The sequence below is a fragment of the Aromatoleum anaerobium genome (assembly GCF_012910705.2).
GTDB lineage: Bacteria > Pseudomonadota > Gammaproteobacteria > Burkholderiales > Rhodocyclaceae > Aromatoleum > Aromatoleum anaerobium.
On the sequence record NZ_WTVG02000040.1, the window covers coordinates 469,977 to 495,528 of the forward strand.

At 67.1% G+C, this 25,552-nt stretch carries 26 protein-coding genes and 1 tRNA gene; 8 read left to right on the plus strand and 19 right to left on the minus strand.

Going from position 1 to position 25,552, the window contains the following annotated elements:
• Both GO606_RS17710 and GO606_RS17715 read left to right on the plus strand, forming a co-directional pair.
• The gene (locus GO606_RS17710; protein WP_169120416.1) at window positions 1-273 is read left to right on the plus strand and encodes a lipid-A-disaccharide synthase N-terminal domain-containing protein; all 273 of its coding nucleotides are present in this window, start codon (window positions 1-3) and stop codon (window positions 271-273) included.
• Between the two features lie 3 nt (window positions 274-276).
• Window positions 277-1,800 carry an ArnT family glycosyltransferase gene (locus GO606_RS17715; RefSeq protein ID WP_246979720.1) on the plus strand — a complete coding sequence of 508 codons (1,524 nt, stop codon included), beginning with the start codon at window positions 277-279 and terminating at the stop codon, window positions 1,798-1,800.
• A 75-nt stretch (window positions 1,801-1,875) separates the two neighbouring features.
• Here the strand turns inward: GO606_RS17715 and GO606_RS17720 are convergent, their stop codons facing one another.
• From GO606_RS17720 to GO606_RS17775, 12 genes are all read right to left on the minus strand, one after another.
• A complete protein-coding gene (locus tag GO606_RS17720) occupies window positions 1,876-2,079 on the minus strand; it encodes a hypothetical protein (protein ID WP_169120414.1) in 204 nt (67 codons plus the stop codon).
• 167 nt (window positions 2,080-2,246) lie between these two features.
• The gene (locus tag GO606_RS17725) at window positions 2,247-2,609 is read right to left on the minus strand and encodes a diacylglycerol kinase (RefSeq protein ID WP_169120412.1); all 363 of its coding nucleotides are present in this window, start codon (window positions 2,607-2,609) and stop codon (window positions 2,247-2,249) included.
• Window positions 2,606-3,286, minus strand: coding sequence for a phosphatase PAP2 family protein (locus GO606_RS17730; RefSeq protein WP_246979721.1), 681 nt, complete (start codon window positions 3,284-3,286; stop codon window positions 2,606-2,608). Before GO606_RS17730 ends, GO606_RS17725 begins: the two co-directional genes overlap by 4 nt.
• Window positions 3,287-3,337: 51 nt before the next feature.
• A complete protein-coding gene (locus GO606_RS17735; RefSeq protein WP_169120046.1) occupies window positions 3,338-5,422 on the minus strand; it encodes a heavy metal translocating P-type ATPase in 2,085 nt (694 codons plus the stop codon).
• The gene (locus GO606_RS17740; RefSeq protein ID WP_169120044.1) at window positions 5,419-5,802 is read right to left on the minus strand and encodes a YtxH domain-containing protein; all 384 of its coding nucleotides are present in this window, start codon (window positions 5,800-5,802) and stop codon (window positions 5,419-5,421) included. Before GO606_RS17740 ends, GO606_RS17735 begins: the two co-directional genes overlap by 4 nt.
• A complete protein-coding gene (locus GO606_RS17745) occupies window positions 5,783-6,124 on the minus strand; it encodes a hypothetical protein (protein ID WP_169120042.1) in 342 nt (113 codons plus the stop codon). Before GO606_RS17745 ends, GO606_RS17740 begins: the two co-directional genes overlap by 20 nt.
• On the minus strand, window positions 6,121-6,501 hold the full coding sequence (locus GO606_RS17750; protein ID WP_169120020.1) for a hypothetical protein: 381 nt from the start codon (window positions 6,499-6,501) through the stop codon (window positions 6,121-6,123). The genes GO606_RS17745 and GO606_RS17750 overlap by 4 nt, the downstream gene beginning before the upstream one ends.
• A 1-nt stretch (window position 6,502) precedes the next feature.
• The gene (locus tag GO606_RS17755; RefSeq protein ID WP_169120040.1) at window positions 6,503-7,204 is read right to left on the minus strand and encodes a ferritin-like domain-containing protein; all 702 of its coding nucleotides are present in this window, start codon (window positions 7,202-7,204) and stop codon (window positions 6,503-6,505) included.
• On the minus strand, window positions 7,197-7,532 hold the full coding sequence (locus GO606_RS17760; protein WP_169120038.1) for an HMA2 domain-containing protein: 336 nt from the start codon (window positions 7,530-7,532) through the stop codon (window positions 7,197-7,199). Before GO606_RS17760 ends, GO606_RS17755 begins: the two co-directional genes overlap by 8 nt.
• A 26-nt stretch (window positions 7,533-7,558) precedes the next feature.
• Window positions 7,559-8,041: an HMA2 domain-containing protein gene (locus tag GO606_RS17765; protein ID WP_169120036.1), complete on the minus strand. Its 483-nt coding sequence runs from the start codon at window positions 8,039-8,041 to the stop codon at window positions 7,559-7,561.
• A gap of 276 nt (window positions 8,042-8,317) precedes the next feature.
• Window positions 8,318-8,411 (minus strand) — tRNA-Ser (locus GO606_RS17770).
• A 71-nt stretch (window positions 8,412-8,482) separates the two neighbouring features.
• A complete protein-coding gene (locus GO606_RS17775; protein WP_169120034.1) occupies window positions 8,483-9,706 on the minus strand; it encodes an aspartate kinase in 1,224 nt (407 codons plus the stop codon).
• Window positions 9,707-9,961: 255 nt separating this feature from the next.
• Between GO606_RS17775 and GO606_RS17780 the strand changes: the two genes are divergently transcribed.
• A complete protein-coding gene (locus tag GO606_RS17780) occupies window positions 9,962-10,264 on the plus strand; it encodes a helix-turn-helix domain-containing protein (RefSeq protein ID WP_011236189.1) in 303 nt (100 codons plus the stop codon).
• A 22-nt stretch (window positions 10,265-10,286) separates the two neighbouring features.
• Here GO606_RS17780 and GO606_RS17785 read toward each other — a convergent pair whose 3' ends face one another.
• Window positions 10,287-11,141: a radical SAM protein gene (locus GO606_RS17785; RefSeq protein WP_169120032.1), complete on the minus strand. Its 855-nt coding sequence runs from the start codon at window positions 11,139-11,141 to the stop codon at window positions 10,287-10,289.
• A 96-nt stretch (window positions 11,142-11,237) separates the two neighbouring features.
• Between GO606_RS17785 and queD the strand changes: the two genes are divergently transcribed.
• The gene (queD, locus tag GO606_RS17790; RefSeq protein WP_169120030.1) at window positions 11,238-11,687 is read left to right on the plus strand and encodes a 6-carboxytetrahydropterin synthase QueD; all 450 of its coding nucleotides are present in this window, start codon (window positions 11,238-11,240) and stop codon (window positions 11,685-11,687) included.
• Window positions 11,688-11,722: 35 nt separating this feature from the next.
• Here the strand turns inward: queD and GO606_RS17795 are convergent, their stop codons facing one another.
• Genes GO606_RS17795 through purN form a run of 6 tightly spaced genes read right to left on the minus strand, consistent with a single transcriptional unit; the run spans window position 11,723 to window position 17,826 of the window.
• On the minus strand, window positions 11,723-12,892 hold the full coding sequence (locus GO606_RS17795) for a DesA family fatty acid desaturase (protein WP_169120028.1): 1,170 nt from the start codon (window positions 12,890-12,892) through the stop codon (window positions 11,723-11,725).
• A 14-nt stretch (window positions 12,893-12,906) separates the two neighbouring features.
• Entirely contained in the window at window positions 12,907-14,325 is a 1,419-nt protein-coding gene (locus GO606_RS17800) for a mechanosensitive ion channel family protein (protein ID WP_211166794.1), read from the minus strand.
• The gene (locus GO606_RS17805) at window positions 14,322-14,897 is read right to left on the minus strand and encodes a phospholipase D family nuclease (RefSeq protein WP_169120026.1); all 576 of its coding nucleotides are present in this window, start codon (window positions 14,895-14,897) and stop codon (window positions 14,322-14,324) included. The genes GO606_RS17800 and GO606_RS17805 overlap by 4 nt, the downstream gene beginning before the upstream one ends.
• Window positions 14,890-16,173 carry an RsmB/NOP family class I SAM-dependent RNA methyltransferase gene (locus GO606_RS17810; protein WP_169120024.1) on the minus strand — a complete coding sequence of 428 codons (1,284 nt, stop codon included), beginning with the start codon at window positions 16,171-16,173 and terminating at the stop codon, window positions 14,890-14,892. The genes GO606_RS17805 and GO606_RS17810 overlap by 8 nt, the downstream gene beginning before the upstream one ends.
• A gap of 13 nt (window positions 16,174-16,186) precedes the next feature.
• Window positions 16,187-17,119: a DUF3108 domain-containing protein gene (locus GO606_RS17815; protein WP_246979722.1), complete on the minus strand. Its 933-nt coding sequence runs from the start codon at window positions 17,117-17,119 to the stop codon at window positions 16,187-16,189.
• 23 nt (window positions 17,120-17,142) lie between these two features.
• Window positions 17,143-17,826, minus strand: a complete 684-nt coding sequence (purN, locus tag GO606_RS17820) for a phosphoribosylglycinamide formyltransferase (protein WP_169120022.1) — start codon at window positions 17,824-17,826, stop codon at window positions 17,143-17,145.
• Window positions 17,827-17,986: 160 nt separating this feature from the next.
• Here purN and mutL point away from each other — a divergent pair, with 160 nt between their 5' ends.
• The 4 genes from mutL to parC all read left to right on the plus strand — a co-directional run bounded on the left by mutL (window position 17,987) and on the right by parC (window position 25,495).
• On the plus strand, window positions 17,987-19,972 hold the full coding sequence (gene mutL / locus GO606_RS17825; RefSeq protein ID WP_246979723.1) for a DNA mismatch repair endonuclease MutL: 1,986 nt from the start codon (window positions 17,987-17,989) through the stop codon (window positions 19,970-19,972).
• A 100-nt stretch (window positions 19,973-20,072) separates the two neighbouring features.
• Window positions 20,073-22,049 (plus strand): DNA topoisomerase IV subunit B, encoded by a 1,977-nt coding sequence (locus GO606_RS17830; RefSeq protein ID WP_169119510.1) that lies wholly within the window; start codon window positions 20,073-20,075, stop codon window positions 22,047-22,049.
• 135 nt (window positions 22,050-22,184) lie between these two features.
• Window positions 22,185-23,000, plus strand: a complete 816-nt coding sequence (locus GO606_RS17835; protein ID WP_169119509.1) for a TIGR01458 family HAD-type hydrolase — start codon at window positions 22,185-22,187, stop codon at window positions 22,998-23,000.
• 131 nt (window positions 23,001-23,131) lie between these two features.
• Complete coding sequence (gene parC, locus GO606_RS17840; protein ID WP_169119508.1) at window positions 23,132-25,495, plus strand: DNA topoisomerase IV subunit A; 2,364 nt, start codon at window positions 23,132-23,134, stop codon at window positions 25,493-25,495.
• Window positions 25,496-25,552: the final 57 nt, after the last annotated feature.

A 25,552-nucleotide genomic window follows, 5' to 3' on the forward strand; every position in this document is an offset into this window, starting at 1 on the left:
ATGGGCAGGGAAACACTCTGGCTGGTAATCGGCTTCGCCGGCCAGCTGACGTTCACGGGCCGCTTCGCGCTGCAGTGGCTGTACAGCGAATACAAGAAGCGCAGCCTCATTCCGGTCGGCTTCTGGTACCTGAGCCTGGTGGGCAGTGCGCTGCTGCTGGCTTACGCGATCCACCGCGAAGATCCGGTGTTCATCGTCGGGCAGTCGTTCGGCTTCATCGTCTACCTGCGCAATTTGCAGCTGATCGCGCGGCAAAAAGAACAGGAGAGTTGAGCAGTGCGCAACACTTTTTCGCCGCGTGTCGAGTTCCTCGGCCTGATGCTGCTGGCGCTGCTGATGGTCGGCGCCGGACTGGGCTTGCGGCAGCCGCTGAACGTCGATGAAGAGCGCTTCCTCGGCGTCGCGCTGGAAATGCTGCAGGACGGTTCGTGGTTCATTCCGCATCGCGCCGCCGAAATCTACCCGGACAAACCGCCACTGTTCATGTGGACGGTGGCACTGTTCGTTCAGCTCACCGGCTCGCCCGTGGTCGCGTTGTTCCTCCCGGCGCTGCTCGCCGGCGTGGTCGCGACAGCATGCCTGTACGATCTCGGGCGGCGCCTGTGGCACCGGCGCATCGGGATCATCGCCGCACTGCTGTTTCTCGCGAGCTACCAGACTTACAGCATCCTGAGGGTCGGGCAGATCGACGGTTTCCTGTGCCTGTGGATCGTCCTCGCCGTGTACGGCCTCGTGCGCCATCTGATGCTCGGCCCGGCGTGGGGGTGGTTCTACGTGGCGTGTGCCGCGATGGGACTCGGCGTCATCAGCAAGGGCGTCGGCTTCCTGCCGGCCCTGATGCTGATTCCGTACGCCTGGGCCGTGCACGCCGGCTGGTCGGGCGTCACCCGCATGCCGGGCCAGGGCGTGCGCTGGTCCCTGGGCCTCGCCGCGACGCTGGCGGCGATAGCGCTGTGGCTGCTGCCGCTGGTCGTCATGGTGATGCTGCAGGCGGACACCGACAGTCTCGCGTACGTCAAGGAGATCCTGCTGCGACAGACGGCCGAGCGCTACACGAAAGCGTGGGCGCACCAGGAGCCGTTCTGGTATTTCTTTGCCGAAGTGATCCCCAAGTACTGGCTGCCGATCGTGCTGGCGCTGCCGTGGCTCGTGCCGGCGTGGCGGCGCCAGCTGGCGAAGCGGGACGGCCGCACGCTGGTGCTGCTGGGCTGGGTGGCGCTGGTCCTGCTGTTCTTCTGCCTGAGCAGCGGCAAGCGCAAGCTGTATATCTACCCGGCGTTGCCCGGCCTGGTGCTGGCGGTCGCGCCACTGGTGCCGTGGCTGCTGCGCCGCTGGTTTGCCCGCCGCCCGCGTGCACGAAAGCTCTTTGTCGGCGCCGCCCTGCTCTGGTTCGCCGCCTGGTTCGTGGAAGGTTTCATCGAACCGGTCCGCGACGGCCTCAATCCCCACCAAGCCATCATGCGCCAGGCGGCCGAACTGACGGGCGGGGCGGAGCTGGCGCTGATCGACTGGCGCGAAGGGCACTGGCTGTTCGCACGCCAGCCGATCGTGCATTTCGGCTTCCACTCGGAGGTCACGGTGGATCACGCCGCAGGCTGGCTGCGAAGCCATCCGCAATCGTTCGCGCTCGTTCCGCTCCGGGATCTGGCGCGATGCTTCCGGCAGGACAAGGCGCACAAGCTCGGCGAGACTTCCCGCGCGGAATGGTTTCTGGTCGGATCCGACGCGGATAACGGGCGATGCGGCGGCGAGCCGCCACCCCGGGTGTACCGATTCGCCTGGCACTCGCCGTTGCAGTAAGCGCCCGAGGGCGCGCGCGAGGCAGCGGAGTGCAGGACGCTGACCGCTGTTTTCGGTGGCGTCCCTGGATGGATGTTACGTGCTGCCGGGCTCCGTCCCGCCGTTCGAGGGCGGGAGCGACACCCCGGCGTCATCGGCCGACGGCGCTTCGTCGATGTCGGCCGGAACATCGCCAGCGCCGGCCTTGGCAGCGAGCTTCTGACGGCGTTTTTCTTCCTGCCGACTTTTCTTCGCCAGATCCCTCTGGCGCTTTTCGAACTGGTAATTTGGTTTTGCCAAGAGATTCCCTTTGGTTCGGCCGGGCCGATTGAAACAAGGTGGACGCGGGCTCGCGCGGTCGAGCTTGCCGCACGCCGACTATGCCACAACCGTCCCGCCTGCGCTCGGCTGTCGGCCATCATCGAAGAGCACTGAAGAGCAGCGCGACCCGATGGCCGCCTTCAGCCTCAGGGCCAGCCGCGGAACCACTGCGCGGCGAAAACGATCCCGACGACGACCGCCGTCGCGGTGGCGACAAGCACCGCACCTGCCGCGATGTCCTTGCATGCGCCGATCTCCGGATGCCGTTCCGGGTGAAGGTGATCGGCCAGCGTCTCGAGTGCGGTATTGACGAGTTCGGTCACCATGACGAAACCCGCCGTCAGCGCAAGCACCGTCCACCATACGAGCGGCGGCCGGGCCAGCAGCAGAATGATCAGCACGCCCCCGCCGGCGAGGACATGCACGCGAAAGCTCCTTTCGCGACTGATCGCGAGCTGCAGGCCGTGCAGCGCGAAACCGAGGCGGTCGCGGAAACAACGGCCCTTCACGCGCGCTCCCCGCTCCGGAGCTTCACGAGTTCCGCCGCGCCCCACCATCCCAGCGCCCCCGGCCCCCGCCGCCCACCCGGCAGAACGTCGGTCGGCCAGTGAACGCCCAGGTAGATGCGGCTGAGGCCGACGATCACGGTCAGCGCCAGCGCGATCGACATCACGTAGAGCTTGAGTCGGCGCCGCGGCATCAGCCGCGCCAGCAAGGCTCCGAGTGTCAGATACACGATCGCCGAGAGCATTGCATGCCCGCTCGGAAAACTCGCCGAGATGACGAAGTCGCCGTGCGGAAAAATATCCGGCCGGGGTCGGGAGAAAGCGCCTTTCAGCAGCACCGAAACCAGGGTCCCGCTGCTCGTGCCGAGCAGCACGAACATCGCCGTGCGGTGCCGCCGGGCCAGAAGGAGAAAGACCGTCACGGCCGCGACCACCAGCCCCAGCACGGTGAAGCTGCCCAGCGCCGTGACGTCCCGCGCGACCGCCTCGATCCATGCCGGTCCGAGCGGAGAATCCGGCTCCCCGGGCGCCCGCAAGGCCACCAGGATCGCGTTGTCGAGCGCACGTGTATCCCCTTCGACGACGTCTTCAGCGACCTCGATGAAGATCCACAGCGTGGACGCCACGGCAGCGACTATGCCGAGAATCCGCGGCTCCAGCCAGTTCCGAAGAAAACGCAAAATGCTGCCTCCGAACGAACCACCGTCGGGCAGGGTGTCGTTCCTGCCGGTTCAGACGCTACTGCGGCGCAAGGCGTTGAGCAGGATCGCGATCGTGCTGCCGTTGTGCAGCATGGCAGTGGTGATCGGCGACAACAGTCCGGCCGCAGCGGCGGCGAGAATGCCCGTATTGAGCCCTACCGTCAGTCGATAGTTGGAACCGATGAGCGCCATCGTGCCGTTCGCCAGGGCCTTGGCGTCGGCCACGCAGGCGATGTCGTCCTCGAGCAGCGCCACGTCGGCCGTGAGGCGCGCAATATCCGCACCCTTCTGCATGGCAATGCCGACATGCGCCCCCGCGAGCGCCGGTGCGTCGTTGATGCCATCGCCGACGAAGGCGATACGCGCCCCTTGCTGCGAGAGTTCTTCGACGATCCGCGCCTTGTCCTGCGGCAGCAGCTCGGCATGGCAGCCATCGAGCCCGAGGTGTTCCGCAAGTTCTTCCGCCCGCTCGCGGTGGTCCCCGGTGAGCATCAGGATCCGCTTGGCGCCCAACTCGCGCAGCCGGAGAATGGTCGCCGCGCTGTTGGCGCGTACTTCGTCCTTCAGCGCCAGCACGCCGAGGAACCTGCCGCCGAAGCCGATGTAGAGCAGCGTCTTGCCTTCCTCGTAAAGCCGGTCGACGGTCTCGAGATGCGCCGAAATGTCGATCCCTTCGTCATCGGCGACGAAATGCCGCGAACCGATGACGATGCGCTGACCCTCGATGACGCTGGCGACTCCGTGGGCGACGATGAACTGCACTTCCTGGTGCTCGAAATGCTGTCCGTGTATCGCGCGCGCCGCGGCGACGACCGCGTGCGCCAGCGGATGGACGTAGTGCTCCTCGACCGAAGCCGCGAGGCACAGCAGGTCTTCCGCAGTGTAGGTACTGTCGAAGGCGATCGAGTCGGTCACGGCGAGCGTGCCTGCAGTCAGCGTGCCCGTCTTGTCGAAGATGAAGGTGTCGGCATCGGCGAGACGTTCGAGGGCGCTGCCCCCCTTGACCAGGATTCCGGCACGCCCCGCCCCGTACATCGCCGACTTGAAAGCGACCGGCGTCGCAAGCTTGAGCGCGCAGGAATAGTCGGCCTGCAGCACAGACGCGGCGCGCCGCCAGTCGCCCGAAAGGAAATAGGTGACACCGGCCAGCCCCAGCACGATCGGCACGAGGCGATCGGCGAGGCGCGCCGCGTCGAGCTGGGCCGCGCTTTTCGCCGTCAGCGACTGTTCGACGTAGTCGGCGATGCGCGCAGCGGCAGTGCGGCTGCCGACCTGTTCGGCGTACACTCTCAGGCGCCCCTCTTCGACCAGCGTTCCGGAAAGAACCGCGTCGCCCCGCCCTTTGGCTATCGCGGCACTCTCGCCGGTCATCGTCGCTTCATTGACGGTCGCTTCGCCCCCCAACACAGTGCCATCAACGGGAACGACAGCGCCGTCGGCAACGATCACCGTATCGCCGACCACGACCTCGCCGGCCGCGACCAGCACTTCCTGCCCGCCGCGCTCGATCCATATCTGGTCGCTTGCCGGGCGCAAAAGGTGTTTGAGCAGATCGTCGGAACGGCGGGCGATGGAAATCTCGAGGTATTCCCCCAACGCCAGCATGAAAGTGGTCGTATTGGCAGCGGTATAGTCACCGCGCGCCAGCGAGATCGACACCGCCATCGCCTCCAGCACATGCGACGAAATGCCGTTGGCGACGAGATCCTCCAGCGCGTGTCTGAGCAGCGGCGCGGCCGCCCCGAGCGCCACCGGAAACTGCAGCGGCTGCGGCAGATAACGCGTGAGGGCCAGTGTCGCCAGACTCGCCACCATGGGCGCCGGGCCGCCCTGCTCGACAACAGTCGAACCCCTCGCCGCCGGGACCGGGGGAGACAGGGCCGCAAGCGCGGTGCGCAAGCTCTCGAGCTCGACCTCTTTGTCGTCGAAGTGCAGCACCAGCGAACGGGCCGCGCGATTGACTCGTGCTTCGAGCACTCCGGTGATGTTCTCGGCCGCCCGCTCGATCGTCCTGGCATCGGTCGGCGTGCCCGACCGGCAGCGGTAGCGAAAGCGCGCGCGCCCGCGCGTGCGGTGAGCCAGTTCCAGCGTGCCGAACCACGAACCCGAAGTCATGCGTCGCCGCGACGCTCCGCTTCGGCTTCGGCCTTGAGGTCGGCCATCTGCTCCTTCATCTCCTCGAAGCCCCCGACCACATTCGAATAGAGCTTGATGCCGGTCTTCACCAGTTTGGCGCGCAGTTCCTCGTCACTCAGCACATACGCGGCCGCGGCCCCGATCACCGCGCCCAGCAGGAACTGTTCGTACTGGCCCGACTTGAGCCGCCCGGGAAGCCCGCGCAGGAAATCCTCGTCGACCAGTCCGGCGCCGAAACCGCCCGCGTGATGGCCCTGCGCGCCAAAACCGCTGGAATGAGGGTGTTCCCCCCAGGATCCACCGGCGTAAGCCGCCGCCTTGTCGCGGTGCTTCGCCTTCTTATGCTTTTTCTTGCCCAAGAGCCTTCTCCTTGTTGTCTTTGCGCGCGGGTTTGCGCAACAGGTAATCGACGGCAACTACCGCGGCCGCGCCGCTGGTGACAGCCATCAGGGCCGTCCTGTAATCGCGACGCTGCAAGGCGCCCGCTGCCGTCCCGCCTGCCGCAAGGGCGATTCCGCCTTGCAGTGCCTGACGCAGGATCGCCTTGCCGGCATTCGGCGCGGTGGTGCTTGCCGCCCCGCTCGGCAGCGCTGCGAGGAGGCCGGTGGCGACGAATCCGCGCACAAAATTCGCCGACGCGGGATCGGCCGCGGGCGCCGGATAGGGGCGGCGCCGCTTCACGGCTGGTCCTCGTCGGGTTTCTCGACTTGCGTGCGCGCCTCAGCGGGTTCGGTCGGACGGGACGCGGGCTTGCGCCTGCGGCGCGGAGCAGCTTTCGATTCCGGCGTCACTTTCGACTCCGGCTGCACCTTCGACTCCGCCTCCGTTGGCGCGGCTTGCGCTTGCGCTGCCGGTTCGAGCGGCAGTTCGGAGTCTGCCGCGAGCTTGGCGCGCAAGTGAGCCGACGAATGTTCGATCGCGCTAAGACTCGATACGGTCGCCTCCCGCAGGCGCTCCTGGGCTTTGTCGAGCGTGGCGCGGGTCTTGCCCGCCTTGAGCAGCCGGATGCCCAAGGCACCGGTCACCAGACCGACGGCGAATGGAAGCAAGGGGTACATGTCATCCCTCCTTTTCTTGTTGGTTGAGTTTGCGCTTGCCCTTGACGAACAGCACGCCTGCCCCGCCGGCCACAAGCCCGGCGATCATCGCCGGGCGAGCGTTGCGCAGGAGCGGGCCGACGACGCCGATGGCGCGGTGCTGGCTCCCGAGCACGGCGAAGGTTTTCTCGAGAAAATCGGCGAACAGACCATGCTGGATGTACGCCTGTTCGGGCGCCACGCCCTGCTGCGCATGAAGCGCTTCCTGCCGGAGCGCGTCGGCCACGGCGCGTTGCAGCATCGGCAGATGACGTTCGAGCGCGCTCGCCTGCAAACGCTGGAACGTCCGGCGGACTTCCGGCTCGGCGATTCCCTTCAGGAGGGATTCGTAAAGGCGCGCCCGCTCGATCTCGCCGACGACCGCCCGCTCGCAGTTGGCGCGCCAGTCGGGCGCCAAGGCGGTTTCGAGAGGAAATGGATCAAGCGGGAGCGGCACGCCAAAGCGCCGTGCGAGCGCGGAGAGGGTCGCCGCGTGCTTTTCTTCCGATTTGGCGAGATCGGCGAACGGAGCACGCGGCCCGAACGCCTCGACCATCTTGGTGTAAAAGGCCCGCGCCGCATATCCGTCGTAGAGCGCAATGCGCAGCCCCTGATGCAGTGGCGCAAACGGCGCGGCGCGGTCGATTCGCCGGCTGCGCAGGATCGCTTCGTCGTAGTTACGCACCAGGCAGCTCCCGATGCTTGGTCACCAGGATGTCCAGCAGCGTTTCCGCTGCGGTCGAGCGCACACCACTCAACAGGTCCGGCCAGGCGGCGGCGGGGATGGTGGTCGTGTCGTATTCGATGGTGCAGGAGCGGGCCAGAATATTCAGCTTGATCGAATGCACGCCGGGAATGCCGTCGAGCGCACGGCCGAAGCGTCTGGCGTCACCGATTGCCCCGAGCCGGTCCGAGTCCAGATCGCCCTCGAGCTTGAGGCGTATGCGCCCCGGGATGTGGTGGGCGATACGCAGGTAGCCGGTGAAGCGTTGCAGTTGATCGAATGCGTCCATGGTGGATTCCGACACGGTATCTCAAGCTATTTCAGTAAGTGACGCCGGTGCACGGCCATATGAATCGCGAGCAAGGCCGTGAACAAACCTCCGGTGGCCGCGTGCAGGTGCTTCTTCCCGACCGCCGCCAGTGCGAGCGACGCCCCGAGACTGCCGAGCATGCCGATCTTGGAGTAGGTATTGAGGCGCCGCGCCATCGCGCGTCTCGAACCAAGCGTCCAGCGCTCGCGGGCAGCCGGCTGCACTGCCTTCGGCGCGCCCCGCCCAGCCTCCGCGGCGCCCAGCACCTTCTCGGCCGCAGCCACCACCCGCGCTTCCATCGTCGCCCTGTCGATCCGGGCGGCATCGTAGCGCATCAACAGGCTGCCGGCATTGATGCTGCCTTCGACGGCCAGCGTCCCGTCGAGATCCTCCAGCAGGGCTTGCAGGCGAGCATGCCGATCAGGCTCGCGCAATGCCCGGTTGCGTAGCCGCAGCCGGCCCGGTATCGAGGAAACGATCCAATTCATGCAATCCAACCGTATCGATATTTTGAACATTGTGATCGACTTTACCGCTTGAATACTCGGCGCGAAAGCGATTCCGGCGTGAAGGGCAAAGCCGGCCTGCCCGGGAGACCCGCCGGCAATCATCCGGCGGTTGCCGCTTCAGCCGCCGCCCGCCACCGACGGGAGTCCCTCGCGGAGGCCTGCCCCTGGAGAGGTGGCAAGAAGGGATGTTATAAGGAAAAAGCCGCATTCACCACGTCATTGTTTTGACTAGCGAATGCGGCTCAAATATACCACTGGCGGAGAGTGAGGGATTCGAACCCTCGATGCGAGTTTTAGCCCGCATGCTCCCTTAGCAGGGGAGTGCCTTCGACCTCTCGGCCAACTCTCCAACCTTCAGAGGCCGCGATCATAACGATTCTGCGGCCGCCGGTCAAACTTCCGCAGCAATTCCCCAGCAATTCAGGCGGATTCGAGACCGAAAGCCTTGTGCAGCACGCGCACGGCGAGTTCGAGATACTTCTCCTCGATCACCACCGAGATCTTGATCTCGGATGTCGAGATCATCTGGATGTTGATGCCCTCTTCGGCGAGCGTACGGAACATTTTCGACGCGACGCCAGGATGCGAGCGCATGCCGACGCCGACGACCGACACCTTGGCCATCGTCCGGTCGCTTTCGATGGCGCGTGCGCCGATATGTGCGCGCACGCCTTCGAGCACCTTCACGCTCTTGTCGAGGTCGGCGCGCGGCACGGTGAACGAAAAATCGGTCGTGCCGTCGTGGCCGACGTTCTGGATGATCATGTCGACATCGATGTTGGCGTCGGCGACCGGACCGAGGATCTGGTAGGCGATGCCGGGCTTGTCGGGCACGCCGAGCACCGTGAGCTTGGCCTCGTCGCGCGTGAAGGCGATGCCGGAGATGACGGGTTGTTCCATGTTCTGATCTTCCTCAACTGTGATGAGCGTGCCCTCGCCTTCCTCCTGGAAGCTCGACAGGACGCGCAACTTGACCTTGTACTTGCCGGCGAATTCGACTGAACGGATCTGCAGCACTTTCGAGCCGAGGCTCGCCAGTTCGAGCATTTCCTCGAAGGTGATCGTGTCGAGCTTGCGGGCTTCCGGGACGACGCGCGGGTCGGTCGTATAGACGCCGTCGACGTCGGTGTAGATCTGGCACTCGTCGGCCTTCAACGCGGCAGCGAGCGCCACGCCGGTGGTATCCGAACCGCCGCGGCCGAGCGTGGTGATGTTGCCGTGCTCGTCCACGCCCTGGAAGCCCGCGACGACGACGATATTGCCTTCGTCCAGGTCCTTCTTGATCGGGGCTTCGTCGATATTGAGGATCCGCGCCTTGGTATGGGCGCTGTCGGTGAGGATGCGGACCTGCCCGCCGGTATAGCTCTTCGCCTTGACGCCGATGTCGTGCAGAGCCATGCACAGCAGGCCGATCGTGACCTGCTCGCCGGTCGATACGACAACGTCGAGTTCGCGGGCATCGGGGTGAGTCGCGACCTCCCTGGTCAGCGCGATCAGACGGTTCGTCTCGCCGCTCATCGCCGACACCACCACCACCACCTTGTGCCCCTGCGCCTGGAACTTCGCCACTTTGCGGGCGACGTTCTTGATGCGCTCCGGGTTACCCACGGAAGTGCCGCCGTATTTCTGAACTATCAGTGCCATCGTCGTATCCAAGTGCCTGTGGATAAAGGGAGGAATTCTATCGAATGCGGCGAAAATTTGCAGGCCGGCGTCGTGCCACCTCCCGATCGCACGATTTATTTGTTTTGACTAGGTTCGGATGCGCCGGTTTTTTTCATTGTATGTGGAAAGAATAGTGATCTATACTTCGGCTACCCTACAACTTAAGTCGTAGGAACTCGGCTACGTACCGCCTTGTCTTATAAGCGGGCTGGATACCCTACAGAGGATGTGAGTATGAAAAACACCGACACCATCGACGTTCGCGAGATTCGGCGCAAGCTGGGTCTGAACCAATCGCAGTTCTGGTCGAAGATCGGGGTCACGCAGAGCGGCGGCTCGCGCTACGAGAGCGGACGCAACATTCCGCGCCCCGTACAGGCCCTGCTGCGCCTCGTGCATATCGAGCAAATCGACATCAACAAGGTCAAGAAGGAAGACGTGGAAGTCGCGGAATTCCTCAAGACTTCGAACCCGGAGCTGTACAAGTCGCTAAAGAAGGAAGCGCGTGCCAAGCGCAAGGAACGCACCACGCGCTGACCCGGCTGTCACTTCCACCGGCTCAGGGGCTGACGCGAACCGTCAGCCCTTTTTTTCGCACCTTCGCCGCGATCGCCTCGAGCTCGGCCTCATCGAGCGGCGCCAGATGCACGGCCTCGGGCTGCATTGACGGCCGCGCGATTCCATATAACAGCACGCCCGCAAGCCGTTCTGGCCCGGCGCGCATAAGCAAGTCGATATAAGCATCGATATCGTCACCCGACGGTGAAGCGCCATCCCAGCGGAACATGCAGGTCTGGACCCACGTCGTGCACAGGCCGGCGCTGACCGCCAGGTTGCGCGCCACGAGATCGGGATCGAGCGACACGCCGTTGACGCGCTCGATCGACGCCTGCGTTCCCGCATCGACCTTGAACCAGACTTCTCCGCCCGCCTCGCCGAGAAGCCTTAGCCCTTCTCTCACCCTCGCCTGCCCGATCAGGCTGCCGTTCGTGATCAGGCGCAGCGGCACCTCGCGACCGAGTCCGACGGCGTCGCGCAGGCGCACGACGAGCGACACCGCTTCCGGGAACGCGGTCGCGCTGGTCGGCTCGCCGTTGCCGGAGAACGCGATGTCGCGCACGACGCGCAAGCCTTCCGGCACATGGCGCTCGAGATAATCCCCTTCGACCAGCGCATGGAGGAAGCCCGACAGTTCCGCTTCCAGCAGCGACAGGTCGATCTCGGGCGCCCGCCCCCGCACGAGACCGGGCACCTGACAATACGCGCAGTGCCAGTTGCAGGCGTTGTTCGGATTGAGATTGATGCCGACCGAGATCCCCCCGGCGCGCCGCGACAGCACCGGGTAAACATAGGTCAGCCCGGCCAGGTCGCGGTCGTGGTTGCGTATGGAAAGGGTCTGGTCGCGTGCCGTCATGGGTCGAAGCCGGTGAATGAAAAGGTGCCAAAGGGCGCGCCGGAAAGAGCGTCGGGAAGCAGCTATAATTCGGGCCTGTTTCCCCCCGGATCAATCATGCGCATCACTCGCCGACTGGAATTCGACGCCGGGCACCGGATTCCCGATCACGCCAGCCAGTGCCGCCACCTGCACGGCCATCGCTACGCGATCGAGATCACGCTGTCGGGCGATATCATTAACGCCGCAGGCGAGGCCGTCAACGGCATGGTGATGGATTTCGGCGACGTCAAGCTGATCGCCAAGACGCACGTCGTCGACCGCTGGGATCACGCGTTCCTCGTGTACCGCGGCGACAGCGCTGTCGTCGATTTCCTCGCGACGATGCCGGCCCACAAGACAGTCGTGCTCGACACCGTGCCAACCGCCGAAAACCTCGCCAGCGAAGCGTTCCGCATCCTCGACGCGTGCTATCGCGACCTCTACGGCAATCACCTGCGCCTCGAACGCGTCCGCCTTTATGAAACCCCCAATTGCTGGGCCGACGCGCTACGCCCTGGCGAGTGAGCCCTTTCTGGTTCCCGGGTGCCGGGCGCCGTAAATCAGGCGGTGTACTGGCGCAAGCGCAACGAAAATTCCTGCAGTTGCGCGATACCGCTCTGCTCGGCGCGCGCGATCCAGTCGTGCAACTGCTTGAGCAGCTGCTCGCGCGAAGCCGTCGAGCGCGCCCAGATCGCGACGAGGTCCCGCCGCATCGACGCAATCGTCGATAACGCGGCGCTGTCGACGAGCACGAGCTCGAGGGCGCGCCGCGCGTCCGGCGCGAGATTCCTGTCTTCCCCCGACAGCACCCAGCGGCGCAGCACACGGGGGTTGAAGCTCCTGCCGTGGGTCGCGGCGAGCCGCTCGATCTCGTCGCCGCAGAGGCGCTTGAGCGACGCGACATAGCGCGTCATCACGTCGTAGCGGTGGGTGATGATGGCCTGCAGCGTATCGAGGTCGGGAACATTCTTGGCCTCGCCGAACTTCGGCGACGGAATGACTTTCCGCACCTTGGCGAGGCCCAGCAGCGCGAGCACGCGGATATACATCCAGCCGATATCGAACTCGTACCACTTCGCCGAAAGCTTGGCCGAGGTCGCGAAGCTGTGGTGGTTGTTATGCAGTTCCTCGCCGCCGATCAGGATGCCCCACGGCACGAGGTTCGTTGCCGCATCGCTGCAATCGAAGTTGCGATAGCCGACGTAATGCCCCAGTCCATTGACGACGCCGGCTGCCCAGATCGGGATCCACATCATCTGCACCGCCCAGATCGTCAGTCCGAGCGGGCCGAACAGCACGAGGTCCGCGATCAGCATGATCGAGACGCCGACGATCGAATGCCGGTAGACATGGCGTTCGAGCCAGTCGTCTGGCGTGCCGTGGCCGTAGCGCGCGAGGGTTTCCTTGTTGGCCGCTTCGGCGCGGTAGAGTTCCGCCCCCTGGAACAGGACCTTGCGAATCCCCAGCACTTGCGGGCTGTGCGGGTCGTCGGCGGTTTCGCACTTGGCGTGGTGCTTGCGGTGCACCGCGACCCATTCCTTCGTCACCATGCCCGTCGTGAGCCACAGCCAGGCGCGAAAAAAATGACTCGCAACCGGGTGCAGTTCGAGCGCGCGGTGCGCCTGATGCCGGTGCAGGAAGATCGTCACCGAGGCAATGGTCACGTGAGTGAGTCCCAGCGCGACGAGAATGTAACCCCACCACGGAAGATCGATAAGTCCTGCAAGCATGTGAAACCCGTTCCTTAAATGTCGATGTCCTCCGAATCATCGCGGAGGAGTGCTGCACGCGATCTTGCCGCCCCGCCCGCGCGGGTCGGGTCGCCGATCGCAGGGTTTGCCTCCGACACCTTTCCCATTTCCGGAAAAACGACCGAAGGCAGCGGCGACAGCAGTCGCACTTCCCTTTGCGGGAACGGAAACTCGATTCCTTCCGCGCGGAAGCGATGCCATACCGCGAGATTGATGTCCGAACTCACGCCGAGCGTGCCTTCCTGGGGGTCCGCAATCCATAGTCCCAGGCGCAGATTGATTCCGCTATCGGCAAATCCCGCCAGGAAGGCGTTCGGAGCCGGTTCGTCGAGCACTCGGGGCTGAGCCCGGGCAACCTCCACGAGGATTGCCATTGCACGCTCGACATCAGAGCCGTAACTCACCTGAAAGTTCAGCGGCACCGCCATCCGGGTGTCGGTGTACGTTTCGTTCTGCACCACCGAACCGACCAGCACCTCGTTCGGCACCAGCGATTCGACGCCGCTGGGCGCGCGGATGACGGTGTAGCGGGTGTTGATCTGCGTGACGATGCCGCGCTCGGCGCCGACGCTGATCATGTTGCCGATGCGCAGCGAGCGGTCGAGCAGGATGATGAAGCCGGAAACATAGTTCGCGGCGATCTTCTGCAGGCCGAAGCCGAGACCGACGCCGAGCGCGCCGCCGAACACCGACAGCGTCGTCAGGTCGATGCCGACCATCGGCAGCGCGACGAGCACCGCCACCAGCACCAGCGCCGCCTTCGCGACGCGCAGCATCACGATGCGCACGTTCTCGTCGAGGCCCGCCGTGGTCGCCAAGCGACGCTCGAGCAGCCCGGCTGCCCAGAGCGCGACGAGCAGCGTCAACAGCACCATCGCGATGCCCTGCAGCAGGGTCCACAGCGAAAGCCGCTGGCTGCCGAGCGTGAACGAAACGGAGTCCAGCCCGCGAATGACCTGCGGCAGCCAGCCGACGATGTGCAGCGCGACGACCGACCACGCGACGGCAGCGAAGATCCGCTCGAAACTCGCGATCCAGCTCGATCGGCCGACCGCCTGCCGAAGCGCGAACATGACGAGGCGGATCAGCGCGAGCGAGATCAGCAACGGCACCGCGACATTGAGCAGGCTCACGTTGTGAAACTCGCCCAGCACGGCACGCGCGCCGATCACCAGCACCAGTGCCGCAAGCGGAAACAGCACGCGCCGCAACCCGCTGCGCCCGAGTCGGTAAGCCGGGGTGTCGACGTGGTTGCCGGCTGCGAACCGGAGCAACGTGGAGCGCGCGAACAGCCACGCCAGCAGCAGGCAGCCGGCGAGCGCCGCGAGTTGCCACAGCACGGCAGGGCTTTGGAGATCACGCCAGGTTTCGGTCAGCAGCAGTGCAAATCGCGAGTCATCGCGCACGTTCATGACTTCCAGGGCAGACGGGTGACGGGCGTCGCGTCCTCGCGGTGGCGACGCCAGTTGTCGAGATAGGCCGCGGCGAGCGGACAGTTGTCCCGCAGCACGATCAGGTTTTCGGCATTGCGCTTGTTCGCCGACCAGGTGAAATTGTACGAACCGGTCGCGACCACGCATGCCGGTCCGCGGCCGTCGGCGATCAACACCTTGTTGTGGGCCGCGGCGTAGCGCGTCTCCAGCGCCACCGGCACGCCGGCGGCAAGGAGCCTCGGCAGCGCATTGTCCTTGCCGCGCCGGTTCATCCGGGCATCCGCGAGCACTTGAACCTGCACGCCACGCCGATGAGCCTTGACGAGCGCATCGGCGATCGGACGGCTGGTGAATACGTAAGCCTGCACGTGCAGCGTTTCGCGCGCCGCGCCGATGACACGCAGCAGCGCCTCTTCGCCACTGCCCTCGGGCGAGAACACGACTTCGATTGAACCGCGCGCCGGCAGCGTGCGCGCGCCGGAAGCGAGTGCGAGCGCCGGTGCCGCAAGCGCCACGAGCACCAGCAACGCGCGTCGCAGATGCTCACGCATCGGCCGGCGCCCGCTCCAGCACCGCGGCGAAGAAGCCGTCGGTATCGTGCTTGCGCGGCGACAGGCGCAGGCGTGTGCCGGTATCGAGCGCGATGCCCTGTTTCTTCAGCACCTCGGTCGCATCGACCTCGCGGAACTCCGGATGCGCCGCCAGGAATGCATCGACGATGGCGTCGTTTTCCTCGACGAGCAGGCTGCAGGTCGCATAGACGAGCCGCCCCGCCGGCTTCACGAGGCGCGCCGCCGATTCGAGGATCGCGCCCTGCTTCGCGACCATTTCGGCGACCGATTCCGGCGTCTGGCGCCATTTCAGGTCCGGGTTGCGGCGCAAGGTGCCGAGGCCGCTGCACGGCGCATCGACGAACACCCGGTCGGCCTTGCCGGCGAGGCGCTTGACCTTCGCGTCGCGCTCGTGCGCGATCAGCACTGGATGCACGTTCGACAGCCCGGCGCGCGCGACGCGCGGCTTGAGCTTCGCGAGCCGCTTCTCCGACACGTCGAATGCGTACAGCCGGCCGGTCGAGCGCATCATCGCGCCCAGCTGCAGCGTCTTGCCGCCGGCGCCGGCGCAGAAATCGACGACCAGTTCGCCGCGCTTGGGCTGCACGAGGAAGCCGAGCAACTGGCTGCCCTCGTCCTGCACCTCGAACGCGCCTTCGAGAAACAACGGATGCTTCTGCAGCGCGGGCTTGCCCCCGAGGCGGATGCCGTGCGGCGAGAACGGGCACGGCTTCGCCTCGATACCGGCGAATTTCAGCTTTTCGAGCACTTCGCCGCGATCGGCCTTCAGCACGTTGACGCGCAGGTCGAGCGGCGCCGGCCGGTTCAGGCTGTGCGCGAGCTCAAGCAGTTCCGCCTCGCCGTGCGTTGCGAGCAGCCGCTCCGCGAGCCAGTCGGGGAGGTCGGCGCGCTCGGCGAACGAACCTTCTTCGAGTTCGCGTGCCTTGATCCCGGAGATCCAGTCGCGCTCGGTCGCCGACGCGAGCCCTTCGAAATGGCGCATCGGCCAGCCTTCGCCGCGCGCCAGCCACGCGAGCAGAAGCGTGCGCGGCCGCACATCCTCGCCAACCAGGCGGCGCAGCCAGCGCAAGCGGCGCACGATGCCATAGACCGCCTCGGCGATGAAGCCGCGGTCGCGGTGCCCGATTTCGCGGTTCTCGCGGAAGTAGCGCGACAGCACCCCGTCAGCCGGGTGTTCGAAAGTCAGCACCGCCCCGAGGACGCGGGCGGCATGGATCAGCAGGCTGCGCGAAGCAGCCTCGTCGTGTTTGGACATCGTCAATCGGTTCTCACTCGTGGTTGGATGCGGCGGCGCGATCGTCCGCCCGCAATTCGATCTTTTCTTGCGCCGCGGCGCGCGCGCCGACCGGCCCGGGCAAGGCGCCTTTGCCATCCCCGGTGTCAACAAGCTTCGCGGCGGCCTTGCCCGCCGGCGCCAGGCGTACCTCCACCGCCTGTTGATCGAGCACGTCGCCCTTGTCGTCGGTGATGCGGATGCGCACCGGCAACGTGCCGTATTCCCGCGCCAGCCATACGTCGATCGAGAGTTTCCCACTCAGCGCGCGGGCGCGCAGGCGTTGCGTGTCGAGACCGCCGATCGGCAGCACCAGCCGTTCGGCGCCGACCCGCTCAAGCACCGAGGGCGTCGCCGACTTGCCGCTGACAACCTTGAGTTCATCCGGCAAGGCGGCGGCGTCGGTCATGCCAATCTGGTGCCACAGGCTCAACAGGTCCTGGTCACCGCGCTCGACGGGCGCGATACGAGTGCGGCTGCCGCGTCGCATCGTGACCTGCCCGGTGTTCCAGTCGAACTCCGCCGTCTCGGGCTTCTTGCTCGACTGCTCGACGCGGAAATGCTCAGGAACGAGCCCCTTCGGGCCGATCCGGCCCTCGCTGCGCTGCTCGTACTGCAGCGAGCGCAGCAGATCCATGACACCGGTGGTCTTGAGCCTGACGCTCATCCGGTAGCGCTTGTCGTCGTGCGTCCAGTCGTGCAGCGCCTCGCCGACCTCGAAGCCGCCTTCGCCGTACATCACCCGATAGCGAATGCTGCCCTGCGCGGGCCACGCGGCAACACCGGGTTTGCGTGGATCGGCCTGCGGTGCGGCGGCAAGCTGCCGGGGCGCCGGCGCGGAAGGCGCGGCCACCAGATGCAGCCGGACGGCGGGCTGCGCCGGCGCGACGAGGCTGTCCGCCGCTCCGGCCAGCGCGGCATGGACCAACAAGGATGCGCCGACCGCGGCGATCAGGAGCCGGTGCCGCATGCTCCGCTCGCGCTTATCGACGCCGATTCGAGCGCGGGGACGGTCCAGCCGGCGTCAGGCCGCGCTTCGCCCTGCACCGACACCCTGCCCTCGGAGGAAAGCGACAGGCGGCCCTCGACGAACCAGCGCACCGCCTGCGGATAGATGCGGTGTTCCTGCGCCAGCACCCGCGCGGCGAGGGATTCCTCGTCGTCGCCGGACGACACCGGCACGGCCGCCTGGATGACCACCGGCCCGCAATCGAGCGCCGCGGTGACGAAATGCACCGTCGCGCCATGGATCCGGATGCCCGCCTCGAGCGCGCGGCGATGCGTGTGCAGGCCCGGGAACGCCGGCAGCAGCGACGGATGGATGTTGAGCAGGCGGCCTTCGTAATGCCGCACGAAATCGTCGCTCAGCACGCGCATGAACCCCGCGAGGACGACCAGGTCCGGCCGATGCATATCGATCGCTTCGGCCAGCGCCATATCGAACCCTTCGCGGGTCGCGAACGCCTTGTGATCGACGACGGCCGTCGCGATGCCGCGGGAGGCAGCGAACTCCAGCCCCTTCGCATCCGGCCGGTTGCTGATCACCGCGCTGATGATCGCACCGGGGATGGCGGCGCGCACGATGGCTTCCATGTTGCTGCCGCGGCCGGAAACGAGAATGACGATCGACTTCATAGGTGGATTCTTGAGGTTTGAATCGGGCGCGCCTTAACGCGCCGGCGGGAAAAACGGCGGCCCATGCCCTGCAGCGCCGCGGAGCCGGCCAGGATGATGCGGCCGAAGCTCCGCCCGCATGATACCGGAAGGCCGTCGAAGCTTCAGGCCGGCGGGGCAAATGGGCGTCCCCGGCGCCAGCGGTCGATGCAGGCGCGCGGGCTCGTATAATCGTCGCTCTCCGAGCTTCCCGCCGCCCGCATGCCCCCATCGCCCCGCCGCCATCCGACCGCTCGCCGATGTCCTCGTCAACCAGATCGCTGCCGGCGAGGTCGTCGAGCGGCCGGCGTCCGTCCTGAAGGAAGTGCTCGAGAACGCGCTCGACGCCGGCGCACGCGCGATCGACGTGCAGCTCGAACAGGGCGGCGTGCGCCGCATCCGGGTGGCCGACGACGGCTGCGGCATCGCACGCGACGATCTCGCGCTGGCGCTCGAACGCCACGCGACGAGCAAGATCGCGACGCTCGAAGATCTCGAACAGGTCGGCACGATGGGCTTCCGCGGCGAGGCGCTGGCGGCGATCGCGGCGGTCGCACGTTTGACGCTGACGAGCCGCGCCGAAGACGGCGCGCACGCGTGGCGCATCGACGGCACCGACCGCAATGTCGCGCCGGCCGCGCTGAACCAGGGTACCGTCGTCGACGTCGCCGAGCTCTTCTACAGCACGCCGGCGCGACGCAAGTTCCTGAAGTCCGAGGCAACCGAGTATGCGCACTGCGACGAGGTGTTCCGCCGCATTGCGCTGGCGCGCCCCGACATCGGCCTGCAGCTCGCGCACAACGGCCGCGTCGTCCATCGCCTGCCCGCAGGGGACCCGCTGCGGCGCGTCGCGGCGCTGATGGGCGACGACTTCCTGCAGCACGCGCGCACCCTCGATGCCGACGCCGGGCCGCTGCGCCTCGCCGGCTTCGCCGCGCTGCCGGCGTATTCGCGCACGAGCCGCGACGCGCAGTATCTGTTCGTCAACGGCCGCTTCGTGCGCGACAAGCTGCTGACGCACGCGGTGCGCCAGGCCTACGCCGACATCCTGCACGGCAGCCGCCATCCGGCTTACGTGCTGTTCCTCGAGCTCGACCCCGCCGGCGTCGACGTCAACGTGCATCCGGCGAAAATCGAGGTGCGCTTCCGCGAGGCGCGGGCGGTCCACCAGTTCGTGTTCCATGCGCTGACGCGCAGCCTCGCCGAGTCCGGCGCCGGCATCGGGATCGCGGGCGGTGATGCCAATGCGGCCAAGGCTGCGACGGAAGCGGGCCGGACCGATTCCCCCGCGCCGGCGCGCGCCGCGAATCCGCTTCGCTACGTGGCCGCCGGCGGCCACGCTCCGCCACCGGTGCAGGGCCGTCTCGCGATGGAATCGGCGAGCCGCAGCTATTACGACTTCGCCGCGAGCGCCCGGCCGACGGCCGAAAGCGCCTCGTCCCCGCCCGACGCCAGCGGATTCCGCCCGACCGCCTTCGCCCCGTCCGCAGGCCGCCTGCCGGGCGCGGCCGGCCTGGCCGAAGCCCACATCCCGGCGGATGCCACAGGCGCACCGCTCGGCTACGCGATCGCGCAGCTCCACGGCATCTACATCCTCGCGCAGAACGTCGCCGGCCTGGTCCTCGTCGACATGCACGCCGCGCACGAGCGCATCCTCTACGAGAAGCTCAAGACCGTGCTCGACGGCCGCCCCGCGGTGCAGCGCCTCTTGATTCCGGCTGTGCTGTCGGTCAGCGCGAAGGACATGGCGGCCGCCGAAGAGTGCGCCGAAGTCCTCGCCCGCATGGGCTTCGAAGTCGCACCCGTCGGCCCGGCCGAACTCGCGGTACGCAGCGTGCCGGCGCTGCTCGCGTCCGCGCCGATCGCAGAGCTGCTGAGGAAGCTCCTCGAGGAGCTGCGCGAATTCCCGGCCTCCGAAGTCGTCACCGCACGACGCAACGAGCTGCTCGCGACGATGGCGTGCCACGGCGCGGTGCGGGCGCACCGCAGCCTGACGATTCCGGAGATGAATGCACTCTTGCGCGACATGGAAGCCACCGAGCGCGCCGACCAGTGCAACCACGGCCGGCCGACGTGGACGCAGCTGACGATGGGCGATCTCGACCGCTTCTTCATGCGCGGGCAATGAGCCGCGCGGCTCGCTGCCGCATGCCCGATCCCCGTTCAACGAGTATCCTTGCACCCCCCGGCCTTTCGCCGTGCGGCCACGAAGCGCAGATCACACACTCATGACAGGCAAGCAGCACTACGACGAATCCTCCTTTCGCGTCCTCAAGGGGCTCGAACCGGTGCGCGAGCGCCCCGGGATGTACACCCGCACCGACTCGCCCGCCCACATCATCCAGGAAGTCATCGACAACGCCGCCGACGAGGCACTCGGCGGCTTCGCGAAGAAGATCCACGTGACGCTGCACCCCGACGGCTCGATCAGCGTCGCCGACGACGGCCGCGGCATCCCGGTCGGCCTGCATCCCGAGGAAGGCGTGCCGGTCGTCGTGCTCGCCTTCACGCGGCTGCACGCCGGCGGCAAGTTCGACAAGCGCGACGGCAACGGTGCGTACGCGTTTTCCGGCGGCCTGCACGGCGTGGGCGTCGCCGTGACGAACGCGCTGTCGACGCGCGTCGAAGTCGAGGTCAGGCGCGAGGGCAAGATCCATCGCATCGAGTTCAGTGAGGGCGGCGAGAAGGTCGGCGCAATCGCTGTTGCGGGCGATTGCGGTCGGCAGAGCGGCACGCGCGTTCGCGTGTGGCCGGACGCGAAGTATTTCGAGGCCCCGCGCGTGCCGCAGGGCGAGCTCGAGCGCCTGCTGCGCTCGAAAGCGGTGCTGCTGCCGGGCGTGTCGGTACGGCTCGACATCGAGCAGGCGGGCGGCGCAGCGCTGACAAAGACCTGGTCCTACCCCGAAGGCCTGGCCGGCTATCTGCGCGAGCAGGCCGGCGACATCGAGGCGGTCGCGCCGCTCTATACCGGCGAAAAGTACGCCGGCAAGGACGACCCCGCCTACGCGCCCGGCGAAGGCGCAGCCTGGGCGCTGGCGTGGTTCGAGCACACGGTGCCGAGCGAATCCTTCGTCAACCTGATCCCGACCGTCGCCGGCGGCACGCACGAGAGCGGCCTGCGCGCCGGCGTGTTCGACGCGGTGAAGAGCTTCATCGAGCACCACGCGCTCTTGCCGCGCGGCGTCAAGCTGCAGCAGGAGGACGTCTGCGGCCGGATGAGCTTCGTGCTGTCGGCGCGGCTGCTGGACCCGCAGTTCCAGGGCCAGGTGAAGGAAAAATTGAACTCGCGCGAAGCGGTGAAGCTCGTGTCGTCGATGATCCGCGACCCGTTCGAGATCTGGCTCAACAACCACGTCGAAGCCGGCCGTGCGATCGCGGAACTGTCGATCCGGCAGGCGCTCGCGCGGCAGAAGAGCGCGCAGAAAGTCGAGAAGAGAAAGACCTCCGGCGTCGCGGTGCTGCCGGGCAAGCTCTCCGACTGCGAATCCGAGGACCTTGCCGACAACGAGCTTTTCCTCGTCGAGGGCGACTCCGCCGGCGGCTCGGCGAAGATGGCGCGCAACAAGGAAACGCAGGCGATCCTGCCGCTGCGCGGCAAGGTGCAGAACTCGTGGGAAATCGACCCCGACCGCCTGCTCGCGAACGCCGAGATCCATGACATCGCGGTCGCGCTCGGCGTCGATGCGCATGCCGCCGGCAGCGCGCCGGATCTATCCGGCCTGCGCTACGGCAAGGTCGTCATCATGTCCGACGCCGACGTCGACGGCGCGCACATCCAGACGCTGCTCTTGACGCTGTTCTTCCGCCATTTCCCCGAACTGATCACGCGCGGGCACATCTACGTCGCCCAGCCGCCGCTGTACCGCGTCGACGTGCCCGCGCAGGGCAAGAAGCGCCCGGCGCGCAGGCTCTACGCGCTCGACGACGGCGAACTTGCGGCGATCCGCGACCGCCTCGAAAAGGAAGGCTTCAAGCCGGACGCGATCGAAGTCGGCCGCTTCAAGGGCCTCGGCGAGATGAACCCCGACCAGCTGCGCGAGACGACGATGGACCCGGCGACGCGCCGCGTGCTGCCGGTGCAGGTGCGCGCCGACGCGCTCGAGGACACGAAGCGCATGTTCACGCTGCTGATGGGCAAGGGCGAAGCCTCCGGTCGGCGCGCGTGGATGGAGGAGAAGGGCGACAGCGTCGAAGCGGACATCTGACGCGGTCCGCGCGACGCGGGCGACCTTTCCGCAACGCAGCAAACCTCCTATAAAGAAGGCACCGAAAGGGCGCCGCCGGGTTGCCGGCGGGGCGTTCCTGCACGGTCCCGGCAACGAGTCCGACACCCGAATGCCATGTCGTCACAACCCTCGTCACCACCCGTATCCGCCACCACCGCCCGCCTCGCACGTCGCCCCACGGCGCTGCTGATCGACCTGGCCGGCGTGCTGCACGTCGGCGACCAGGCCATCGAGGGATCGGTCGCCGCACTCGCGCGAGTGCGGCAGGCGGCGCTGCCGCTGCGCTTTCTCACCAACACCACGCGTTCGCCCCGCCGCACGATCGTCGCGAAGCTGCGCCGGATGGGCTTCGACGTCGCCGAGGACGAAATCCAGACCGCCGCCCATGCCGCGCAGCAGCTCGTCAGGCAGCGCGGCCTGAAGCCGCTCTACGTGGTCCACCCGGACCTCACGGAGGAGATGGGCCCGAGCGCCGCGGCGCCCGATGCCGTCGTGATGGGCGACATGGGACCGTACCTGGACTACGCGCAGTTGAACGCCGCGTTCCGCCTGCTGATGGCCGGAGGCGCCTTCATCGCGATGGCAAAGAACCGCTACTTCATGGAGGAAGACGGTCTTTCGCTCGACATGGGCGCCTTCGTCACCGGCCTCGAGTTCAGCAGCGGCATGCCGGCCGAGATCGTCGGCAAGCCGGCCGCAAGCTTCTTCCACACCGCGCTCGCGGAACTCGGCGTCACGCCCGCCGAAGCGGTCGTGATCGGCGACGACCTGCACGACGACGTCGGCGCGGCCCTTGCCGCAGGCATTCCGGCGATCCTCGTGCGCACCGGCAAGTTCCGCCCCGGCGACGACGCCGACCCGGCAATCCGCCCCGACTGCATCGCGGACGACTTCGCCGGCGCGGTAGATCGGCTGCTCGCGCTAGACTGACCACACGCCGGCACCCGCGCTGCCGACGTAGCCGGTTCCGCTTCGGGGCCTGTCGTACAATGCGCCGCTGACCGATCTTCCGGGCCTGCGCCGCGCTGCGCCCCGACCGAACCTGCATTGCCAAGCCATCCATGAGCAACGAAAACTTCGATCTGTTCACCGCCCCGCCGCCTGCCCCTCCCTCGCCGCCGACGTCGATCGGCGGCAACGAGCCCGCAGCACCGGACGACGGCACGCTCGCCCTCGACCGCTACGCCGAACGCGCCTATCTCGCGTACGCGATGAGCGTCGTCAAGTCGCGCGCGCTGCCGCAGGTCGAGGACGGCATGAAGCCGGTGCAGCGGCGCATCCTGTACGCGATGAACGAGATGCGCCTGTCGGCGGCGTCGAAGCACGTCAAGTCGGCGCGCGTCGTCGGCGACGTCATCGGCAAGTACCACCCGCACGGCGACACCAGCGTCTATGACGCGATGGTGCGGGTTGCGCAGGACTTCTCGCTGCGCTACCCGCTCGTCGACGGCCAGGGCAACTTCGGCTCGCGCGACGGCGACTCGGCCGCGGCGATGCGCTACACCGAATGCCGCCTGACGCCGATCGCCGAGCTGCTGCTCGCCGAGATCGACCGCGGCACCGTCGATTTCGTGCCGAACTACGACGGCGCGTTTCATGAGCCGCAGCTCCTGCCCGCGCGGCTGCCCTTCGTGCTGCTCAACGGCGCCTCGGGGATTGCCGTCGGCATGGCGACCGAGATCCCGCCACACAACCTGCGCGAAGTCGCGGAAGCCGTCTGCCACCTGATCCGCAATCCGGACGCCGGGCTCGACGACGTCCTGCCGCTGTTGCGCGGGCCGGATTTCCCCGGCGGCGGCCAGCTCATCTCGTCGCCCGACGCGATCCGCGATGCCTATGCGAGCGGGCGCGGCAGCCTGCGCGTGCGCGCGCGCTGGCACATCGAGGAGCTCGCCCGCAGCCAGTGGCGCGTCATCGTCGAGCAGCTGCCGCATGGCGTGTCGGCCGCCGGCGTGCTCGCCGAGATCGAAGCGCTGACGAACCCTCAACCGCGCGGCGGCAAGAAGGATGTCAGCCAGGAGCAGAAGAACCTCAAGCAGCTCGTGCTCGGCGTGCTCGAGACGGTGCGCGATGAATCGAGCGACAAGTCGCCGGTGCGCATCGTGCTGGAGCCGCGCTCGTCGCGCCAGAGCCGCGACGAGTTCATGGCGGTGCTGCTCGCGCACACCAGCCTCGAAAGCTCGGTGTCGGTGAACATGACGATGATCGGGCATGGTCCCGTGCATGGCGGCCGGCCGCAGCAGAAGAACCTCGTGCAGATCCTGCGCGAGTGGATCGACTTCCGCTATGTGACTGTCGAGCGGCGCACGCGCCACCGCCTCGACGAGGTCGACCGGCGCCTGCACATCCTCGAAGGCCGCATGATCGCGTTCCTGCACATCGAGGACGTGATCCGCGTGATCCGCGAATCCGACGAGCCGAAGCCGGCGCTGATCGCGGCGTTCGGCCTGTCCGAGATCCAGGCCGAAGACATCCTCGAGATCCGCCTGCGCCAGCTCGCGCGCCTCGAAGGTTTCCGCATCGAGAAGGAGCTCGCCGAGCTCAAGGAAGAGCGCGGGAAGCTGCAGCACCTGCTCGACAGCCGCGCGGCGATGACGAAGCTGATCCTCAAGGAGATCACCGACGACGCGAAGAAATACGGCGACGAGCGCCGTACCCTGATCGAGAGCGTCGCCGCCGTTGCGCCTGCCGAAATCAGCGTGCCCGACGAGCCGGTGACGGTGCTCGTGTCGAAGAACGGCTGGGTCCGTTCGCGCCAGGGCCACGGCATCGACGCCGCGGCCGTCACGTACAAGGCGGGCGACTTCGCGTTCGCGGTCATCGAGACGCGCAGCACCTGGCCGCTCGTCGTCCTCGACACGCACGGCCGCGCCTACACGGTGCGCGTCGCCGAGCTGCCGGGCGGGCGCGGTGACGGCGTGCCGATCGCAACGCTCGTCGACTTCCAGAACGGCGCCAAGCTCGCGCAGGTCGTCTCCGCGGAACCCGAGTCGGCGTGGATGTTCGCCAACTCCGGCGGCTACGGTTTCATCTGCACACTCCTGGAGGCGACGAGCCGCCAGCGCGCCGGCAAGGCGTTCATGACTGTCGAGAAAGGCGAAAAAGTGCTGGCGCCGGCGCGCGTGCTCGGCGAGCGCATCGCCGCGGTCTCGGAGAACGGCCGCCTCTTGGTGTTCCCGCGCAGCGAGATGAAAGTGCAGGCGGGCGGGCGCGGCGTGATCGTCATGGCGCTCGATGAGGCCGAGGGGCTGGTCGCGGTCGCGGCGCCGGCCGATGCTGCGGTGCTGAAAGTCGAAGGCATCGGCCGCGGCAACAAGGCGACGAGCGTCGACCTGAAGCCGGCGCAGCTCGCGACGCTGGTCCACCGCCGCGCGCGCAAGGGCTCGCCGCTGGCGATCAGGATCAAGCCGACCGCGCTGCGCTGATCACCCCATGCACGCACTCGTCAGTTGACGTGTCGTCAAAAGCAGAAAAGGAAGACA

What these genes read in the sequence shown, in the direction of transcription:
- GO606_RS17710 (WP_169120416.1), top strand. Translation starts at nt 1, where the DNA reads ATGGGCAGGGAAACACTCTGGCTGGTAATCGGCTTCGCCGGCCAGCTG.
- GO606_RS17735 (WP_169120046.1), bottom strand. Translation starts at nt 5,422, where the DNA reads ATGACTTCGGGTTCGTGGTTCGGCACGCTGGAACTGGCTCACCGCACG.
- GO606_RS17750 (WP_169120020.1), bottom strand. Translation starts at nt 6,501, where the DNA reads ATGTACCCCTTGCTTCCATTCGCCGTCGGTCTGGTGACCGGTGCCTTG.
- GO606_RS17760 (WP_169120038.1), bottom strand. Translation starts at nt 7,532, where the DNA reads ATGGACGCATTCGATCAACTGCAACGCTTCACCGGCTACCTGCGTATC.
- GO606_RS17765 (WP_169120036.1), bottom strand. Translation starts at nt 8,041, where the DNA reads ATGAATTGGATCGTTTCCTCGATACCGGGCCGGCTGCGGCTACGCAAC.
- GO606_RS17775 (WP_169120034.1), bottom strand. Translation starts at nt 9,706, where the DNA reads ATGGCACTGATAGTTCAGAAATACGGCGGCACTTCCGTGGGTAACCCG.
- GO606_RS17780 (WP_011236189.1), top strand. Translation starts at nt 9,962, where the DNA reads ATGAAAAACACCGACACCATCGACGTTCGCGAGATTCGGCGCAAGCTG.
- GO606_RS17785 (WP_169120032.1), bottom strand. Translation starts at nt 11,141, where the DNA reads ATGACGGCACGCGACCAGACCCTTTCCATACGCAACCACGACCGCGAC.
- queD (WP_169120030.1), top strand. Translation starts at nt 11,238, where the DNA reads ATGCGCATCACTCGCCGACTGGAATTCGACGCCGGGCACCGGATTCCC.
- GO606_RS17795 (WP_169120028.1), bottom strand. Translation starts at nt 12,892, where the DNA reads ATGCTTGCAGGACTTATCGATCTTCCGTGGTGGGGTTACATTCTCGTC.
- GO606_RS17800 (WP_211166794.1), bottom strand. Translation starts at nt 14,325, where the DNA reads ATGAACGTGCGCGATGACTCGCGATTTGCACTGCTGCTGACCGAAACC.
- GO606_RS17805 (WP_169120026.1), bottom strand. Translation starts at nt 14,897, where the DNA reads ATGCGTGAGCATCTGCGACGCGCGTTGCTGGTGCTCGTGGCGCTTGCG.
- GO606_RS17810 (WP_169120024.1), bottom strand. Translation starts at nt 16,173, where the DNA reads ATGTCCAAACACGACGAGGCTGCTTCGCGCAGCCTGCTGATCCATGCC.
- purN (WP_169120022.1), bottom strand. Translation starts at nt 17,826, where the DNA reads ATGAAGTCGATCGTCATTCTCGTTTCCGGCCGCGGCAGCAACATGGAA.
- mutL (WP_246979723.1), top strand. Translation starts at nt 17,987, where the DNA reads ATGGGCGTCCCCGGCGCCAGCGGTCGATGCAGGCGCGCGGGCTCGTAT.
- GO606_RS17830 (WP_169119510.1), top strand. Translation starts at nt 20,073, where the DNA reads ATGACAGGCAAGCAGCACTACGACGAATCCTCCTTTCGCGTCCTCAAG.
- GO606_RS17835 (WP_169119509.1), top strand. Translation starts at nt 22,185, where the DNA reads ATGTCGTCACAACCCTCGTCACCACCCGTATCCGCCACCACCGCCCGC.
- parC (WP_169119508.1), top strand. Translation starts at nt 23,132, where the DNA reads ATGAGCAACGAAAACTTCGATCTGTTCACCGCCCCGCCGCCTGCCCCT.